The sequence below is a fragment of the Nocardia sp. NPDC004860 genome (assembly GCF_040609015.1).
In the GTDB taxonomy this organism is placed as follows: Bacteria; Actinomycetota; Actinomycetes; order Mycobacteriales; family Mycobacteriaceae; genus Nocardia.
Genome location: NZ_JBEXJI010000001.1, coordinates 382,134 through 400,035 on the forward strand (window position 1 = coordinate 382,134; position 17,902 = coordinate 400,035).

The 17,902-nt window shown below is 69.3% G+C and carries 14 protein-coding genes; 5 read left to right on the forward strand and 9 right to left on the reverse strand.

The genetic code is table 11. The features are described 5' to 3' along the window. The first annotated feature begins 37 nt into the window (after positions 1 to 37). Positions 38 to 694, forward strand: coding sequence for a GNAT family N-acetyltransferase (locus ABZV44_RS01610; protein WP_354830544.1), 657 nt, complete (start codon positions 38 to 40; stop codon positions 692 to 694). On the opposite strand, the gene ABZV44_RS01615 is transcribed toward ABZV44_RS01610, so the two are convergent. Continuing rightward, positions 649 to 1,965, reverse strand: a complete 1,317-nt coding sequence (locus ABZV44_RS01615; RefSeq protein ID WP_354830545.1) for a SidA/IucD/PvdA family monooxygenase — start codon at positions 1,963 to 1,965, stop codon at positions 649 to 651. The two genes, ABZV44_RS01610 and ABZV44_RS01615, sit on opposite strands and share 46 nt — an antisense overlap. A 136-nt stretch (positions 1,966 to 2,101) precedes the next feature. On the opposite strand from ABZV44_RS01615, the gene ABZV44_RS01620 reads away from it, so the two are divergent. Further along, entirely contained in the window at positions 2,102 to 2,566 is a 465-nt protein-coding gene (locus tag ABZV44_RS01620) for a hypothetical protein (protein ID WP_354830546.1), read from the forward strand. Positions 2,567 to 2,668: 102 nt separating this feature from the next. On the opposite strand, the gene ABZV44_RS01625 is transcribed toward ABZV44_RS01620, so the two are convergent. The 3 genes from ABZV44_RS01625 to ABZV44_RS01635 form a co-directional block, all read right to left on the reverse strand. After that, on the reverse strand, positions 2,669 to 4,405 hold the full coding sequence (locus tag ABZV44_RS01625) for an ABC transporter ATP-binding protein (RefSeq protein ID WP_354830549.1): 1,737 nt from the start codon (positions 4,403 to 4,405) through the stop codon (positions 2,669 to 2,671). Next, positions 4,402 to 6,396: an ABC transporter ATP-binding protein gene (locus ABZV44_RS01630; protein ID WP_354830551.1), complete on the reverse strand. Its 1,995-nt coding sequence runs from the start codon at positions 6,394 to 6,396 to the stop codon at positions 4,402 to 4,404. Before ABZV44_RS01630 ends, ABZV44_RS01625 begins: the two co-directional genes overlap by 4 nt. A gap of 94 nt (positions 6,397 to 6,490) precedes the next feature. Further along, the gene (locus tag ABZV44_RS01635) at positions 6,491 to 7,387 is read right to left on the reverse strand and encodes a DUF4190 domain-containing protein (protein ID WP_354830552.1); all 897 of its coding nucleotides are present in this window, start codon (positions 7,385 to 7,387) and stop codon (positions 6,491 to 6,493) included. 52 nt (positions 7,388 to 7,439) lie between these two features. On the opposite strand from ABZV44_RS01635, the gene ABZV44_RS01640 reads away from it, so the two are divergent. Continuing rightward, the gene (locus tag ABZV44_RS01640) at positions 7,440 to 8,408 is read left to right on the forward strand and encodes an RluA family pseudouridine synthase (protein ID WP_354830554.1); all 969 of its coding nucleotides are present in this window, start codon (positions 7,440 to 7,442) and stop codon (positions 8,406 to 8,408) included. Positions 8,409 to 8,454: 46 nt separating this feature from the next. After that, positions 8,455 to 9,219, forward strand: coding sequence for a CPBP family intramembrane glutamic endopeptidase (locus ABZV44_RS01645; RefSeq protein ID WP_354830555.1), 765 nt, complete (start codon positions 8,455 to 8,457; stop codon positions 9,217 to 9,219). Positions 9,220 to 9,351: 132 nt separating this feature from the next. On the opposite strand, the gene ABZV44_RS01650 is transcribed toward ABZV44_RS01645, so the two are convergent. The 4 genes from ABZV44_RS01650 to ABZV44_RS01665 form a co-directional block, all read right to left on the reverse strand. Further along, positions 9,352 to 9,762, reverse strand: a complete 411-nt coding sequence (locus ABZV44_RS01650; RefSeq protein WP_354830556.1) for a hypothetical protein — start codon at positions 9,760 to 9,762, stop codon at positions 9,352 to 9,354. A 211-nt stretch (positions 9,763 to 9,973) separates the two neighbouring features. Beyond that, positions 9,974 to 12,136 carry an MMPL family transporter gene (locus ABZV44_RS01655; RefSeq protein ID WP_354830557.1) on the reverse strand — a complete coding sequence of 721 codons (2,163 nt, stop codon included), beginning with the start codon at positions 12,134 to 12,136 and terminating at the stop codon, positions 9,974 to 9,976. Positions 12,137 to 12,171: 35 nt separating this feature from the next. Continuing rightward, positions 12,172 to 12,732, reverse strand: coding sequence for an EXLDI protein (locus ABZV44_RS01660; protein ID WP_354830559.1), 561 nt, complete (start codon positions 12,730 to 12,732; stop codon positions 12,172 to 12,174). Between the two features lie 258 nt (positions 12,733 to 12,990). After that, complete coding sequence (locus tag ABZV44_RS01665; protein ID WP_354830561.1) at positions 12,991 to 13,977, reverse strand: LysR family transcriptional regulator; 987 nt, start codon at positions 13,975 to 13,977, stop codon at positions 12,991 to 12,993. A gap of 60 nt (positions 13,978 to 14,037) precedes the next feature. Here ABZV44_RS01665 and ABZV44_RS01670 point away from each other — a divergent pair, with 60 nt between their 5' ends. After that, positions 14,038 to 14,457, forward strand: a complete 420-nt coding sequence (locus ABZV44_RS01670) for a DUF5997 family protein (protein WP_354830563.1) — start codon at positions 14,038 to 14,040, stop codon at positions 14,455 to 14,457. A 59-nt stretch (positions 14,458 to 14,516) separates the two neighbouring features. Here ABZV44_RS01670 and ABZV44_RS01675 read toward each other — a convergent pair whose 3' ends face one another. Further along, positions 14,517 to 17,891 (reverse strand): 3-carboxy-cis,cis-muconate cycloisomerase family FAD/NAD(P)-binding protein, encoded by a 3,375-nt coding sequence (locus ABZV44_RS01675; RefSeq protein ID WP_354830565.1) that lies wholly within the window; start codon positions 17,889 to 17,891, stop codon positions 14,517 to 14,519. Between the last annotated feature and the right edge of the window lie 11 nt (positions 17,892 to 17,902).

Genomic DNA, 17,902 nt, shown 5'->3' on the forward strand with positions numbered 1-17,902 from the left:
GGTGATCAAGCTAACCGACGAACGGAGCGCCACAGCGATGAACCGGACGACCTACGTCCTCGCGCGCGAACTCACGGACCTTCCCGACCACATCCGCCGCGCGCCCGCACCGGTGCTGCCCGAGTTCGCCGCACCGTTCACGCTGCGGCCGGTGGACGTCGGCTCCCGCGATCCGGAGACCATCACCGAGTGGATGCACCGGCCACACCTGCTCGAGACCTGGGAACAGGCCTGGGACGCCGATCGCCGCCGCGCCGACTGCGCGGCCCAGCTGGCCGGAACCTTCTCCCGCCCGTGCATTCTCGAATACGACTTCGCCGCCCTGGACCGCCCCGACCTGGGCAACCGCGAGGTGGCGTATGTGGAGTTGTACCGCCCCGCCAAGGACGAGATCGCGCGCCTCTACGACGCCGACGCCCGCGACATGGGCTTCCACATCGCCACCGCGGACGCGACGCTGCTGGGCCGCGGCGTCATGTCGGGCTGGATGCGCCTGCTGGGGCAGGCGATCCTGGCCGCCGAACCCGAATGCCGCCGGCTGCTGTGCGAACCCGATCATCGCAACACCCCCATGCGGAAAGCGTTGGAGAAGATCGGGTGGCAGCACCTGGGCGACTTCGACATCCGGCCGGATCGGCGCATCTCGCTCTACGCGCTGCCACGCAGCGCCGCCGACCTGCCCGAGATCCGATAGCGCGGCGCGGGATTCACCGCCGGTTGCAGGATCCGGTCCGAAAGCTCGCCCAGACAGCTGAGATTCGGGAAGCCCGGACCCTGCGCCATGGCGGCCAGGTTCGGCAGGTACAGCTTGGCGTCCAGCCCGGACACCGCCAGATCGAAGCCGATGGCCGCCTCGATGCGCGCGGTCTCCAACGGTCCGCCCACCGCCAGTTCGAGCAGATCGGTCGCGGCCGAATCGAACAGATCCAGGAACCACAGCGGCTGACCGCCGGTGGCGTCCACCACCAGATCGAAGGTGTGCACCTGATCGGCGCGCAGGTCGTTGCGCAGGGTGAGGGCGACCCGGTCGTCCTGGTCGGCGAGATTCACCACCCGGCCCTGCAGATGGTGAACCCGGTTGTCCCCCAACAGGCTTTCCTGCACCCGCACCGAGAACACCCCGCGATCGGTGCGCCGGATGACATCGCGGCGTTCGGCCATGCCCAGGCCCGCCCACTTGGTCGGATCGCTGTAGAGCGAGTTCTCGAAATAGCTTTCACCACGCGTGTACAACGTCGCCTTGGGCGAGATCACCGAGACGGTGAGCATCTCGTGGCGAACCAGCTCGTCCAGCGCCGAACCCGCGGTCTCGCCGCCGCCGATCACCGCCACCCGCGAGGACGGGGGCAGTTCACGGCGGCCCGCCAGCTCCCAGAATTCGGAGATGCTGAGCACCTTCGGATGCTCGGCCAGGGCCCGGTCGCTGCGGCCGGGCCCGGTGATCATGACCGCGTCGCAATCGATCTCGTCCACGTGGCCGGCGGTGACGTCAGTGCGGCCGGCGGTGTCGGCGACCGACACCAGCCAGCCGTCGGCCGCGGCGGCGATGCCGGTCGCCGTGCCCTGGACCAGATCCAGGTCGATGCGCCGGGCCACCCACTGCAGGTATTTGGCCCACACGTGATGCTGGGGGCTGGGCCGGCCGCGGTCGATCCACTCGGCGTAGGTGCCGTGCTCGACCAGGAAGGCAGTCCAGCTGAAAGTCCGCATGGCCGCGTCGATCTCGCGGTTGTGGCCGCGCGCCCAGGTCGAGTGGTACGGGAAGCCGACGTCTTTCTCGGGGCTGGTGCCCAGGCGGTGCCGGCCGTCGGTCCAGCCGCCGGTGGGTAGCCAGTTGCCGCCGACCGTCTGCGCCTCGACCACGGTCACCCGCGGTGCGGGCAGGCCGAGTTCCCGCAGCACATGCGACTTGGCCGCTACCGCCAGGGCTTTCGGCCCCGCACCGACCACCAGAAGTGTCTCCACCGCTTCTCCGTCCCAGTTGCTCACTGTTGTCTGCCTCGCACAACCCACCAACCGCTTTAGGTTTGCATAGCCTTACCTTATATTGCTTGGCAGCGCTTGCGAAGCGCTCGTGACGAAAACGATTGGACTGGAAACCATGCCCCGTACCTCGCGCCTCCTCGGTGCCGCCCTCGCCACCGCCGCCCTGCTCGCCGGAACCGGCGTCAGCGCCGTCACCGCCACGGCCGCACCGGCTTTCGCCCCCGTGCGCACCGCCGCCCCGAGCACCGGCGATCTGAAGGCCAAGCTGCAGACCGCCCTCAACACCGGTGCCCCGGCCGCCACCCGCGCCGCCGAGCTCGAGGCCGGCGAGGCCGGACTGCCGCTGCTGGACCAGATCGGCACCGCGATGAACGCCGCCCCGCCGAGCTTCCGCTGGACCATCCTGGGCCCGGTCACCGAGAACGGCGACACCCTCTCGGCCACCCTGCAGACGGCCGTGGACGGCTTCGATCCGTTCACCTTCCCGCTGACCTGGAAGCTCATCGACGGCGACTGGAAGCTGTCCCGCGAGGGCGAGTGCACCGTCGCGAGCGTCGCGATGCTGCCCTGCAGCCTCTGACCCGTCGGCAATGACCCTCTGACCCGTCGGCAATGACTCTGCCAATTCGAGAGTGACCCACCCGGACGGCCCCGGACTCGCGCGGAATCCGGGGCCGTCCGGCTACGCGGGTACCGGCGCCAGACGCCAGCCGGAGGAACGGGTGCGCTCGGTCCAGAAGGCGGCGTAGCGGCCGCCGAGCGCGAGCAGCTCGGCGTGCGTACCGCGCTCGACGATGCGACCGCAGTCCATGAACAGGATCTGATCGGCGTGCGCGATGGTCGCGAGACGATGCGCCACCACGAGAACGGTTCTGCCACGGGTGAGTTCGTGCACACCGCGCACCACCGCCGCCTCGTTGTGCGGATCGAGGGCGCTCGTGGCCTCGTCCAGCAACACGATCGGAGCAGCCTTGACCAGGGCGCGGGCAATCGAAACACGCTGGCGCTCACCACCGGACAGCGCGGAACCGCCCTCGCCGACCGCGGTCTGCCAGCCGTCGGGCAGCCGGTCGGCGATCTCGTCCACCCGCGCGACCCGGGCGGCCGCGAGGACCTCGGCCTCGGTCGCGTCCGGACGGCCCGCCCGGATGTTCTCCAGCACAGAGCGATCGAAGAGGTAGACATTCTGGAAGACCAGCGCCAGCCGGTTCAGCAAGGCCGCCGCCGGCTGCTCGCGCACATCGTGGCCGCCGACCAGGACAAGACCGGAATCGGTGTCGTGGAAGCGGGCAGCCAGGCGCAGCAGCGTGGATTTGCCCGCGCCGCTCGGACCCACGATGGCGGTCGTGGTGCCGGGCGCCGCGGTGAACGAGATGTCCTGCAGCACCGTCTTGTCCGCGCCGTAGCCGAAGCTGACCCGGTCGAACTCCACCTGCGGCGCACCTGGCGTCACCGGTGAATCCGGCTGCGGCAGTGCCGGTTCCGCAAGCAGCGCACTCACCCGGTCGGCCGCCGCGGCGGCGGAGCGCAGGGCGCCACCCAGCTGCGCGGCCTGGGTCAGCGGCTCGATGAAACGGGAACTCACCGCGATCAGGGCGATCGCCGCGGCGGCGGAGAGCGCGCCGTCGGTGGCCCGGCCCACCACCAGGTAGACCAGCACCAGGAAGACGGCCTGCACCACCAGCGAGAACACGATCAGGCCGGGCACCGCGGCGATCAGCAGGCCATTGGCGGCCCGGCGCTGGCGGGCCAATGCCGTGTCCAACGCGCGATTACCAGCGCCGACCGCGCCCAGCGAACGCAGCACCGGTTGCGCCTGCGCGAATTCCAGGACCCGGGCGTTCGCCTCGGCGGCGGCCTCGTGCATGCGCTCATCGGCGGCGACATAGGAGCGGTTGGCCCACAGATTCACCAGGAACAGCACCGGGGCCGTCACCAGCATGGCCAGCGAAATACGCCAGTCGACGACCAGCATGCCCACCGCCACACCGAGCGGAACCAGCACGCCGGTCAGCATTTTCGCCAGCAGATAGGCGATCAGGCCCTGCACCTCGCGGACATTCTCGACCATCACCCGCGACAGCTCCCCCGCGTGCCGGTCGTCGAACCAGCCCAGCGGCAGGGCATTCAGGTGATCACCGAGCCGGGTCTGCAAACCGTGCTGCATGCCCACGCCGACGCGCAGGCCCAGCACCGACTGCAGGTAACCGAACACCACGACCCCGGCCACGGCCAGCGCCAGCCACAGCGTCCACCACCAGGCCCGGCCCAGATCCTTGTCGAACAAGGCCTGCAAGACCGGCACCAGCAGCACATAGGCGGCGGCCTGCGACAGTGCCTGGACCACGATGGCCAGCAGCAGTCGCGGTGTCAGCCGCGCGAATTCGCCCGGCACCAGGCCGAGCACCTTGCGGATCATCGATTACCCTCCTCAGCGGCGGCGGTGCGGCCGGCCTTCATCCCGGCTCGGCCGTCCCCGAGATCGCCTGCCACCGGGTCGGTTCCGTCCGACCATGCGCCCGAAGGCCGATCGGCGCTCCCGGCGGCGCGGTCGGCGCCGGCGACGGCCGCCAGGGCCGCCTCATTGACTTCCCAGAGCCGCTGGTAGAGGCCGCCCGCGGTGTGCAGACCGGCATGGTCACCCTGTTCGACCAGGATTCCGTTCTCCAGCACCAGGATTCGGTCCACACCGGTGATGGTGTGCAGCCGGTGCGCGATGACCAGCACGGTGCGACCGGCCACCAGTTCGGCCAGCGCGTCCTGCACCGCCGCCTCGGATTCGGGGTCGGCGAAGGCGGTGGCCTCGTCCAGCACCAGGATCGGGGTGTCGGCCAGCAGGGTGCGGGCGATCGAAAGCCGTTGCGCCTCACCACAGGACAGCACGGCGTCCACCCCGATCTCGGAGTCGTAGCCGCGCGGCAACGCCAGGATGCGGTCGTGGATGCGGGCCGCGCGGGCCGCGCGTTCCAGGGCCGCGGCATCGGCGTCGGGGCGGGCCAGGCGCAGATTGTCGGCGATGGTGCCGCGGATCAGCCGGACGTCCTGGAAGACGAATCCGACCGTGCGATAGAGCTCCTCGCTCGGGAAGTCGCGAATATCGCGGCCGCCGAGGGTGATCCGGCCCGCATCCACGTCGTAGAAGCGCGGCAGCAGCTTGGCCAGCGTCGACTTGCCGGAACCGCTCGGGCCCACCAGGGCGGTCATGGTGCCGGGCGCCAGCTCGAGGTCGAGATCGCGCAGCACCTGATGGTCGGCGCGGTAGCCGAAACTCACGCCCTCGAAACGGATCAGCCCGGCGGGAGCCTGCTGCGGTGCGGAATCGCCCGTGCCGGACGCCAATTCGGCGGTCTGCAGCAGATCGTGCAGCCGCAGCGCCGCGTCACCGGCCGTGCGCAGCGCCTGGGTGCCGTAGCCCAGACCCAGCAGCGAACTGCCCAGCCCGAGCCCGACCAGCAGGAACGGCAGCACATCCAGCGGCTCGATCCACCCGAGGCGCACGCCCGCGAGCCCGGCCACCACGACCAGCAGCATGACGAACACCGGCGAGACCACCGTGTCCGAGATCGACTGCACCGTCATCACCGGCATTTTCAGCCGCCGCAGCCGCTCGGTCTGCTCCTCGACGGCGGCCCGGAACTCGCTGTGCGCCCGGCCGGCTCGCCCGAAAGCCCGCACCACCTGGATGCCGTCCACGAATTCGACGGTCGCGGCGCGGGTGCGCTGCTCGGCGGCGTTGTAGGCCAGCAGGCGTTCGCGGCCGGGCTCGTCCAGCATCGCGCGCATGCACAGCGCGTAGACGACCAGCGGCAGCAGCAGAATGAGCGTCAGCCGCCAGTCCACGGTCGCCAGGTAGACCAGGGTGACCAGCGGGATCGTCACCGAACCGATGAAGTCCAGCCGCGCATGCGCCACCAGATAGTGCAGCGCCTCGACATCGTCCTGGAGGTACTTCTTCACCTCGGTGGAGGTGCGGGCGCCGAACCAGCCCAGCGGCACCCGGGTCAGCTTGTCGGCCAGCAGCCGGCGCAGGGTCAGCTGGTAGCGGGCGTCCACGGCGTGCGACCAGGTCAGCGCGACCGCCTGCAGCACCGCCCGGACCACCAGCACCAGCACCGCGATCAGCAGCAGCCGCCACACCCGGTCGGTGTCGGGCGTATCCCGCAGCAGCTCACGGCAGGCCGAGACGATCAGCAGGAACGGCAACACCGAGCACACCGCGGCCACCGCCACGATCAGCCCGGCCACCGTGAGCGGCCCGCGCACCGGGGCGAGAATCTCCTTGCGCGCGGCGGCCTCTCGCCGCCGGCGCGCCTTCACCTCCGCTTTCGCGCCGGGCCCGTCCGTGTCGGCTGCCGCCGGGCCCGGATCGATGGCGTGCGCCTCGACCGCGGGCGGTGACTCGACCGTCATCAGTCCGCCTCCCACCTTCCTCGGTCCGGCGCTCCCACGAACGCCGGCGAGAAGATAGGTTAGGCTAACTTTTGCTGAACGACCATACCGTCGGTCAGCGCGGCACCTTTCCGGTCAACTTCTGGCCGTTCGCATCGTGGACCATGCACGTCGCGCGGCCATTGAGCTTGTTCCACTGGGTCTCGTTGGCCGGGTAGAGAATGAAGGTCTCCAGCTGGTCGTACATCGGGCTCTTGCCCAGCTGCTTGTCGATCTCGTCCAGGCAGGCGTCATTGGCCTGCTGGAACGAGGCATCCAGCGAACCCGGCCAGGAACCGGTCAGATGCACCTGGGCGATCACCTCGGCATCGTGCGCGGAATCGCAGGGCAGCACGGTCACCTTGCGGATGTGGTTGTTCTCCTCGACGGTCTGCAGGCAGTCGCCGACCTTCACCTCGTCGACCGAGATGGAGGTGGGCGAATCCGGCAGGGCCGAGGTGCGGGTCGTATTGTCCTGTGATGCCGAGGTATCCGAGCCGTTCACCGCGCCCACGGCGAACAGGATCACGACGATCAGGGCCCACACGCCGGAGGCGACCAGGCCGCCGATGGCCAGCCCCTTGCCGTTCTGATTGCGCTGCTTGATCTGGGTCAGCGCGATGATGCCGAACGGGACGGCGAGCAGACACCCGCCGAGCAGACCGAGGAACAGCGCGGCGATGGCCAGGCCATTGGTGCCCTGCGGAGGCGGAGCCATCGGATAGCCCGGTGGCATCGGCTGATACCCGGGCGGGTAGCCGGGCTGACCGCCTTGGCTGTAATCCCATGGACCCGGCTGGCCGTAGGCGGGCTGGGCGTATCCCGGCTGCGGCTGGCCGTACTCCGGTTGCGGGGGTTGTGGAATCTGGCCGTAGTCCGGCTGACCGGGCTGGCCCGGGTACCCTTGCGGCTGTTGGTCGTTCGGGTACACGAGACCCCCGATCACTCGTTCAGACCCGGACATTCCGGGCATCGGCCAACCGTACCCCCTGGTCCGGACAAACTCGGGGACTAGGGTTTGGCGAGTGAGACGCAGGCAGCAACCACCGCTACCCAAGCGGCACGGGCTGGACCCGGCCCGGTTGCGGCTACCCGAGGACGGCCACTGGGCGACCATTCGCGACCACCTCGTGGAGCGATTGCCGCGGGTGCGCCCCGAACGCATCGACGAACTGCTGTCCACCGGCGGCATCGTGGATCTGGACGGCCCGATCACCCTCGACACGCCCTACGCGCCGGGCGGAGCGGTGTGGTTCCACCGCGATCTGCCGGACGAGACCGAGGTTCCGTTCCCGATCGGCATCGTCTACCGCGACGACGACATCCTCGTCGCGGACAAGCCGCACTTCCTCTCGACCATCCCGCGCGGGCAGCACATTCTGCAGACCGCCCTGGTGAAACTGCGCCGCGACCTGGACCTGCCCGATCTGGTGCCCGCGCACCGGCTCGACCGGGTCACCGCCGGGCTGGTGCTGTTCATCGTGAATCCGGCGGTGCGCGGGGCGTATCAGACCATGTTCCACAAGCGGCTGGTGCACAAGGAGTACGAGGCCGTCGCGCGCTTCGATCCGGAGCTCGGACTGCCGCGCACGATCATCAGCCGGATCGTCAAGGAGCGGCAGGTGCTGCGCGCCTACGAGACCGCGGGCGAACCGAATGCGGAGACCCTCGTCGAATTGACCGAGCAGCGGGACGGATTGGGGCGCTACCGGCTCCGGCCGCGGACCGGGCGGACGCATCAGATCCGGCTGCACATGAACAGCCTCGGGGTCCCGATCCTCGGTGACGACTTCTATCCCGAACTCACCGACAAACCGGTCGACGACTACACCCGGCCACTGCAACTGCTGGCCTCGGCGCTGGAGTTCATCGATCCGATCACCCGGGAACCGCGCCGCTTCGACACCGCGCGCACGCTGCAGGCCTGGGACGATCCCGATGGCTGGGCGAGCGGACGAGCGCCGGCCGCCGGGTATTCCGCACAGCGGGATTAACCACAATCGAAGGCCGTTCCAAGAATCCGCTCGTAGACTGGCCGGGATGTCGCGAAACGATAACGGTGCGGTCGCGGTGCTCCCCGACTCGCCCTCGCTGCCCGGCCACAAGCTGCACGCCTACGTGGATGTGGCCGTCGTCGTTGCGGTCCTGATCTGCACGAATCTCATCGCGCACTTCACCAATCGGTGGGCGAGCATCGTCGCGGTGCCGATTGCCGCACTGGTGCTGGTCGCCCTGGTGCGCCGCCGCGGGCTGGGCTGGGAGGACCTCGGCCTGTCGCCGCGACAGTGGCGGCGCGGGTCGCTGTGGGCCCTGGCGGCGGTCGGCGTGGTGCTCGCGGCCGTCGTCATCGGCGCGGCACTGCCGATCACCCGGCCCTTCTTCCTCAACGACCGCTATGCCGCGGTCTCGGGCGCGCTCATCGCGTCCATGATCGTGATCCCACTGCAGACCGCGATCCCGGAGGAGCTCGCCTTCCGCGGCGTGCTGCACGGCACCCTGGACCGGGTGGCCGGGGCACGCGGGGTGTTCGCGGCGGGGTCAATGCTGTTCGGGCTCTGGCACATTGCCTCGTCGCTGGGATTGACCAGCGGGAACAAGGGACTGACCGGATTCCTCGGCGGCGGCCCGGCCGGACAGCTGCTCGGCATCGGGCTCGCGGTCCTCGCGACCGCCGGGGCGGGGGTGGTCTTCACCTGGCTGCGGCGACGCAGCGGCAGCCTGCTCGCACCCATCGCACTGCACTGGGCGGTGAACGGCGCGGGCGCGCTGGCCGCGGCCGTGGTCTGGCACGTGACCGTGCACTGACCGCGGCCGGGCGCGCGAACGCAGAGGGGGCCGACTGACCTGGGAACAGAGGATTATGGTCAGTCGGCCCGGGAACGGTTCGGCGGGTCGGACCCACACCGAACCGAGTCTTGTACGAGCCGGGAAGCTCTGCTACGAACCGAGGAAACCCAGCGGGCCCGCGCCGCAGGTGGCGCTGCCGGTGAGGGTGGGCTCGAGGACGTTCACCTTCAGCTCCCAGGCCGAACCCTGCAGGGTCGACAGGGTGTGGGTGCCCGCGCTGTGCGGGGTCCACTGAATGGTGGCCTGCCCGTTGCTCGGGGTGATCGGGCTGCCCGAGATGATCGCGCCATTGTCGTAGAACCAGGCCTGGATCCAGCTGTCATAGGTCGCGGTGATCTGGTACACGCAGCCCATGTAGATATTGCGGGCGTTCACCGACAGGCCGGTGGGTACGGCCGAGGCGGTGGAGGCGGTCAGGCCCACGGAACAGGCCATCGCGGCGACGGCGGTGAGGCCGACGCCGGCCCGCCGGGCGATGCGCTTGCTCAGGGACACTGTCATGTCTTCAACTCCTTGGTGCCAACCCGCTTCGATGCGGTCCGGCGAACTGTATCGGTTGTCCAGTTCATTCCGTGGCACTTTTGCGAAAATACTGAAACACGTTTCTGTCAGATGCGGTCCCATGCAGGTCAGCGGCATGATCGCAGCAACGAGATCGGCCCGCCTCCCCGGAGGGGAAGCGGGCCGGCCCGTTCGGAGCAAACTCGGATCGTCAGCGGCGAGCGTCACTCACCACATCGGACGGCGTCCATTCCGTGTCCCACTGCGACTGCTGCTGTTCCGCATCACCGCCGTGGCCCGGCCACCAGGCGCGGCGGCCGATCAGCGCGGTCACCGCGGGGGTGAAGAACATCGCCATGACGAACGCGGCGATGGCGATGCCGACCGAGATGGCGAAGCCCATCTGCGACAGGGTGTCGTTGCCCGCCAGCATCATCGAGGCGAAGGTGCCCGCCAGGATGACACCGGCCGCCGCCACCGTCGGGCCGGTGTGGCGCAGGGCCAGGGCGGCCGCGCGGTGCGGGTCGTGGCCCTCGCGCGCCTCCTCACGCAACCGGGCGACCATGAGGATGTTGTAGTCCGTCCCGAGGGCGACCACGAACAGGTACATGATCAGCGGCAGCGTGAAGATCAGACCCGAATCCCCCTGCAGATGCTGGAAGACCAGCACCGCCGAACCCAGCGTCGCGGCGAAGCCGAGGAACACCGAGGCCATCAGGTACCAGGGCGCCACCACGCTGCGCAGCAGCAGGGCAAGCACGATCATGATCAGGATGGCCGCCACCGGGAACACCACCGTGTAGTCCCGGTTCATGGCGTGCTGGAAGTCGACGAACACCGAGGTCATGCCGCCCACCACCGCCGAGGTGCCGACCGGGGCCGCCGCATGCGCGGCATCCCGGAGCGGACCCTTCACGGTCTTCAGGGCCGCATCGGATTCCGGCTTGTCGGACAGCGTCACCTGATATTCGGCGACCGTCTTGTCGGCCGACAGTGCCGGCTGCGGACCCACCTCGCCCACACCATGGACGTGCAGCGCCGCGCCGAAGGCGTTCAGCTCGTCGGCGCTCAGCGCGCCGTGCTCGCTGCGCAGATACACCTGCGAGGGCTGGGTGCTGCCCGCGGGCATGCCCTTGAGCAGTTCCTTGCCGTAGACCACGGATTCGGAGCTGCCCGAGGTCGAACCCGAACTCAGGTCGAAGGTCGGATTGAAGCCGAAGGCGAAGACGCCCAGGGCGATCAGGACACCACCGGACGCCACGGCGAACAGGCCCGGCCGCTTGCCCAGCGCGCCGCCCACGGCCGCGAACCGCGCACCCGTCGGCTCCACCTGCCAGGCCTTCGAAGGCCAGAAAACCTTGGTGCCCAACAGGGAAACGATCGCGGGGATGAGCGTGAGCCCGGCCAGCAGCGCCACCGCGACCGCGATGGCCAGGGCGATACCCATGGACCGGAACATGCCCAGGGTGGACAGCGTCAGTGCGCCGAAGGCGATGATCACCGCCGCGGCCGCCGAGGTGATGGCCTCACCGACCCGGGTGACCGCGCTGACCACGGCCGTCTTGGCGTCCTCACCGGCGCGCAGGCGCTCCCGGAAGCGGAACATCAGGAAGAGGATGTAGTCGGTACCGACGCCGAAGAGCACCACGACCAGCAGTGACTGCACCGAGCTGTCGATCTTGAGGTCGAAGGTGTTGCTGGCGATCGCGATCAGACCGCTGGCCAGCGGGGACACCGCGATGAAGATGACCAGGATGGGCAGCAGCGCGATGATCGGGCTGCGGAAGATGAGCAGCAGCAACACCAGGATCAGCACCACGGTCGCCACACCGATGATGATCAGGCCCTTGGTACTGGAATCCTGCTGATCCAGGGTCTGCGCGGCGGTGCCGGTGATGCCGGCCTTCAGGTCGGTGCCGTTCACCTGTTCCTTCAGCGCGTCCCGGAGGGACTTCACCGCGTCGGACTGATGGGTGTCATTGGCGCTGGTGACCTTGGTCATCTGGACCGCGACCACCTCGACCGCCCGGTTCTGCGCCGGGGGCACCGCCTGGATTCCGGTGACATCCTTGATGTTCCGCTCCGACAGCTTGGTCGCGGCGGCGGTCACCGCGGTCGAGTCGGCATCGGTCATCGGGGCTCCGTCGGAGCGTTCGAAGACGATGAGCGCAGCGGGGGTATTGCTGTTGGGAAATGCCTGCTGCTGCAACTTCGCTGCCTGGATGGATTCGTAATGCGAAGGCAGGAAGTCGGATTGGTCGGTGGTGGCGGTGAGCTTCGGCGCGGTGGCGACGACCGCGACAATGGCGATCGCCCACGCGGCGATCACCAGCCACGGGAATCGGACGACGAAGCGTCCCAAGCGGGAGAACATGCGGGAGAAGTCCTTTCCGGGTTCGGCCGCGTCATTCAGATGTCGAGGACCTGCGAGGAGGGGTTCTCCACCACGTCGGCGACGATGCGATAGACCTTCGCCGGAATGCGGTCGCGCAGTTCCGCGAGCGAGTCCACGATCTCCAATGTGAAGTCGCCGTAGCCATCCTCACCCAGGCCGAGGAATTCGCGCCAGTTCTTAAATCCCTTGGCCCAGTTCGTGAACACCGCAAGGTCCGACTGGTCGGAACCGTTTCGGGCGGTGAGGAACTCCTCCTTCCGCTCGCGCGCGGCGTTCTTGGAGGCCTGGGCGAAATCCGACCACTCGACATAGTGCCGGTGGACGACCAGCTTGCCCTTGCGGCTCAGGAAGACCTGCACGGACTCGCTGCCCTCCTTGGTCACGTGCTGGGCCTCGGCCAGCAACCGGCCGACGAAGCGCTGGGTGCGGCCACCGCCGGGGCCGACGCGCAGCGTGATCTCGCGCATGCCCTCGGGCAGCGGGTCGGGCACCAGGTCGGTGCCGGTCGCGGCCGGGGCCTCCGGCGCCGGGGCGTCCTGCGGGTCGTCGTTGGACTTGTCCATATCGAGGGCCATGGGTGCTCCAAATCATCAGTGAATGCGCATATAGGCATGCGTGTACAGCACGGCGCTGTGGGGCGATACCCGCTGTGCCGCTGCACTTCTCAGGGTTCCGGACGGTCATTCCCCGCCTTCAGGCACTATAAGTAGACGTATACGTATAGCGCAACCCTGACTCGACCCTGAACTTTCTCCAGATGCTTCCCTGAGCATCCGGACACGAAAAGGCCCGCCTCCCGAACGGGAGGCGGGCCCTCGTGGGTCGTCCGCGCGCTAGCGCCCGCGCCGCTTGCCCGGCTTCTTCGCACCGCCCTGCTTCGACTTCGCGGCGGTCTGCGGCTTCTTCCCCCCGGCCTGACTGCGCGTCCCGCCCGCCTTGGCGGCACCCGTCCGCCTGGGCGAATTCTGTTGCCGCGCAGGCTTGTCCGGCTGCTGACCGGACGGCGAACGGGAACTGCGCTGGGAGCGGCCGCGCACCACGCCCACGAACTCCTCCACCAGCTCGGTGGTGCGGTCGGCGGGCCAGGCCAGCGCGATCTCGGTCTCGGGCACATCGGTGACGGTCCGGTAGACCAGGTCCTTGCGGTGGTGCAGGCGGGCGATCGAGTGCGGCACGATGGCCGCCCCGCTCACCGCGGCCACCAGCTCCATGGTCATGGCGGCGTCGTCCAGGTCGGCGGCGTCCTGCATGCGCTCATCGGCCAGATCGGCCGTGGCGACCTGATCGAACAGGGCGATCGGATGATCCTTGGGGACGACCACGACCGGGACCTCGCGGTAGAGCGGAATCGCGCTCACCCCATCACGTTCGATGGGCAGCCGCACGAAACACATGTCGACCGCGTCCGTGCGCAGGGCCTGCTCCTGCTCCTTCATCGGGATCGGCGTCAACTCCAGCGCGACCTCGGGGAACCGCTCGCGCCAGATACGCTCCCATTTGGTGACGGTCACGCCCGGGACGAAGCCGACGCGCAGGCGGTCAGCCGCGGCCGGTGCCGGCTCCGGCTCCGCGGCCGCGGCGGCCGCGATGAGGGCGCGGGCCTCGTCCAGCAGCGCCCGCCCGTCCTCGCTCAGCCGGGTGGGCTGCGCGCCCGGCACGAACAGTCTGGTTTCGAGCTCTTCCTCCAGCTCGATGACCGTCCCGCTCAAGCGCTGCCGCGAAATACCGAGGCCACGCGCCGCCCGGGCGAAATGCAATTCCTCGGCAACCGCGACGAACCAGCGCAGGCGCGTCAGATCGATGGACTCCAACCGGCTCATGGCGTCCACGGTATTGCACCGGCCAGCAGGTTCACCCCACCCGCCCGATACCCTTGATCGGTGAGCCCGGACAAGAACCCCCAGACCATGAAGCCGCTCACCGCGGCGAACAAACTCGGCATCTACCTCCCGGCAACCCCCGCGGAGTTCCGGAACTCACCCGTCACCCGCGCCCAGCTCGAAGAACTGCGCACCGATCCCCCGCAGTGGCTGCTCGAGTTGCGGGCCAACGGCCCCTTCCCGCGCGATGTGGTGGCCCGCAAGCTGGGCATCTCCAACTCCGGTCTGGCCCGCGCCGGCGTCGCCGACGCACTCACCGCGGACGAGATCGCGGCCCTGCTCGCCGACCCGCCCGAATGGCTGCTCCGCGAACGGGAGAATCTCGTCGCCGTCCGCAAGGAAGCCGAGCGCGTCAAGGAGAAGGAGGCCGCCCGCCGCGCCGCCTCCAACCGCCCGCCCAAGAACCGCTTCGGCAACTGAACGCGACGCCCCGGCCCGGTCATCTGCGCTGAACTCCCTTCCACCACCGCCGAATCGGATCAGATCCGGCGCAGCACCCGGTCGACCAGGTCGGGGGCCGCGCCGAGATAGTTCTCGGGGCGGAGGAGTTCGGCCAGTTCGGGTTTGGTCAGGTGCAGGGCGATATCGGGGCATTCGGCGAGGATGTCGGCCAGCGGCCGGGTAGTGGTCCGCGCCTCGAAAGAGGCTGCCTGCAGAGCCTTCTTGGCGATCGGCTTGCCGAGCAAGGGGGCCAGGCGGATCGAGAGGCGTTCGGCGACGATCTGCCCCTCGGTGAGCGCGAGGTTCTCGGTCATGCGGTCGGCATCGGCCATCAGGCCCGCGGCGAGTTCGACCGCGGTATGGGCGGCGCCGCCGACCAGGAGCAGGCATTCGCGCAGCGGCTGCCATTCGGCGTGCCAGGCGCCGGCGGGACGTTCGTCCTCGGCCAGCAGCGCGCCGAACAGCGTCGAGGCCAGCGCGGGGACCTGCAGCGCCGCCGCGCGAATCATGGTGCTCAGCACCGGGTTTCGCTTCTGCGGCATGGCCGAGGATTCGCCACGGCCCGGGGCGGCGGGCTCGAGCAGTTCGGCGGTCTCGGTGCGGGACTGGGAGATCACGTCCACGGCCAGCTTGCCCAGGGTGCCGGAGGTGAGGGCCAGCGCCGCGGCCAGATCGGCGATCGGGGTGCGCACGGTGTGCCAGGGGGTGGCGCTCACGGCGAGGGAGAGTTCCGCGGCGAACTCGCCGGTGAGGCGCTCCATGATCTCGCCGGCGGGCGCCTGCGACAGTTCCGAATCCGCGCAGTGCGCGCATTCGATATAGGACGCCAAAGTGCCCGCCGCGCCGCCCAATTGGACCGGCAGCGTGCCGCGCACGCGGTCCAGGCGTTCGCGGGCGTCGAGCAGGCCCTGCATCCACACCGCCACCTTCGCGCCGAAGGTCGTCGGCACCGCGTGCATGGCGAGGGTGCGGCCGGCGATCGGGGTGGTGCGGTGGCGGCGCGCCAGCTCGGCCAGGGAGCCGACGATGGTGTCCAGGTCCGCGATCAGCACGGCCAGCGCCCGGGCGGCGATCATCATGGTCGCGGTATCGAGAATGTCCCGGCTGGTGGAGCCGTAGTGCACGTAGTTCGCACTCACCGGATCCACGTCCGCCACCGCGTCGTGCAGGCGCTCCACGAAGGTCACCACCGGATTCGCGGCGCCGCGCGAGGCCCGGGCGATCTCGCGGGCGTCGAACGCGTGCTCGCGGACCGCCATCGCCAGATGATCGGTGACGGTGTCGGGCACCATGCCCAGGCGGGCCTCGGCCCGCGCCAGCGCCAGCTCCACCTCCAGCATGGCCTCGATCCAGGCGTCGTCGCTCAGCAGGGACTCCACCGGCGTGCCCACCCCGACGGGGGCCAGCAGACCGCATTCCAACGCCATGTCATCGTGCCTTTCACTGTCGTGCCGGAGTTCGGAATGCCGCTGCACCCCATACTGATCCGGCGAGATCGCCGGGCCCTCGTACCGGTGGGCGGTGAGGATCTCGCGGGCGATGGCATCGCCGTCGGCCAGCGTCACCGAATTGACCCCGGGGCGCGCGCCCGCCGCCGTCACCCAGCGCACCGCCTCGGTCGGCACTCCGAAGGCGTAGCGGCGCGGGTGGATTCGCCCGATCGTGTCCACCGGATGGAACGAACCCGGCGCGAGCGCCAGGCCGCCGGTGCGATAGCGGCTGCCGTCCGGAGAGGCGATGACGTAGCCGCGCACCTCCTCGCGGTGCAACAGGTTGCGCAGCAATGGATCCGCGGTGCGATGCAGGTCCGGTGCGGGCATCCAGGCATCGATGAGAGTCTGTGCCGCCGCCACCGAATCACCCACCAGGGGTGAATCGGCGACGAAGCACTCGTGCCTGGTGTCCGCCCGGACCCGCATGCCGGGACCGGCGACTCGCACCACACCCGCGCGAATCAGTGCCGCCAGTTCCGAAATACGTTGCGCCGGTGGCCCGATGGACAGGAAGGCGTTCATCGGTGTGTACCAGCGATCCAGGTCGTCGCGGTAGGAGGAGCCCGCGATGCCGCCGTGGTCGACCACCAGCCGGACCTCATTGCGCAGGTCGCGCAGGACATCCAGGGCCGCCTTCATCGGGCCGTGCACATTGCCCAGGCGCGCCTGCTGCACATCGGCGTCGAGGTAGGCCAGCAGCCAGGCGTGGAAGTCGGCGGGATCGGTGAAGCAGCGACCGCCGGTGGGGTCGGCGAGTGTGCTCCAGTCCCAGCGGTCCTGCGGGGGCACGCCGAAGCGGTTCAGCAGCTCCTCGGCGTCCTCGGCGGTCGGGGCGATCAGGTAGCGGTCGCGGAAGGAGGCCAGGCGGTGCGGGCTCACCCGGTCCGCGATCAGGCGGGTGTAGTAGACCGATTCGACCTCGCGCGCGATATGCGGCCAGACGTCGCGGCGGAAGGAGACGTCGCCGAATTTCCTTGCGCGGTGGCGCAATCGGGCGATGCGGTCGGCATTGAGCAGCAACGGCTCGTAGCGGCCGGCCACCCCCTTCTGATGCTCGCCGCGCGCGTGATGCGGGACGCCGCGGCGGCAGCCGGTGACGATGAGCGGCTCCCGGCCCGAGGCGACGTATTCCAGCCCGGCCTCGGACTCCTTGAACCGGCCGCCGCGGCCCACCGTCAGCAGAGCGAGGTAGTCGAAGAAGGTCAGGCCCAGGCCGCGGATGATGACCGGGTCCCCCTCGGGAATACGGTCCAGGTCCACATCGGCGGCATTGCCGGGCGGAATGTAGGTGAGGCCCAGGCGATCCGCGGTGTCGGCGAGCGAACCGGACGTGCCGGGCGGCGCTTCGGCCAGGTGGCCCTGGGTGAGCACCACCGCGTGCAATCCGCGCACGCGTTCGCCGGTATCGAGTTCCAGTTCCTGGAACCCGCCGGGGCCGTCGCGCATATCCACCACGGTTGCCACGATTTCGCTTACTCGCACCCAATCGGCGTATCTGTCGCGGGTGCGCTCGAAGGCCCAGCGCAGGTAATGACCGTAGAAGGCGCGTGGTGGATAGCTCTCCGGGGAAATCCGCAGGGCCGCACCGAAAGCGTCGCTGGGCAGGCCCGCGAAATTGCCGATCTTCGCCAGAAAGTTCGACCATTCGTAGAGGCTGGGGCCGCGTTCCACCGGGCCCGCCATCTCGACGGTGTCGTCGGTGAATATGGTGACCTGCTCGGCGACCGTGTTCATGAGCAGGTGCGCGGGCTGGTCGGTGCGCCAGACCGCGCCGGTACCGACCCGCGTCGAATCGATGAGCACCAGTTCGACGCCGGCCGAGATGCCTAACTGCCGAGCGTTGGCGCAAATGCGTTCGAAAACATTCAGACCCCGCGGTCCCACTCCAACTATGGCGATCCGTAAAACATTGTCGAGCATGCAAACTCACC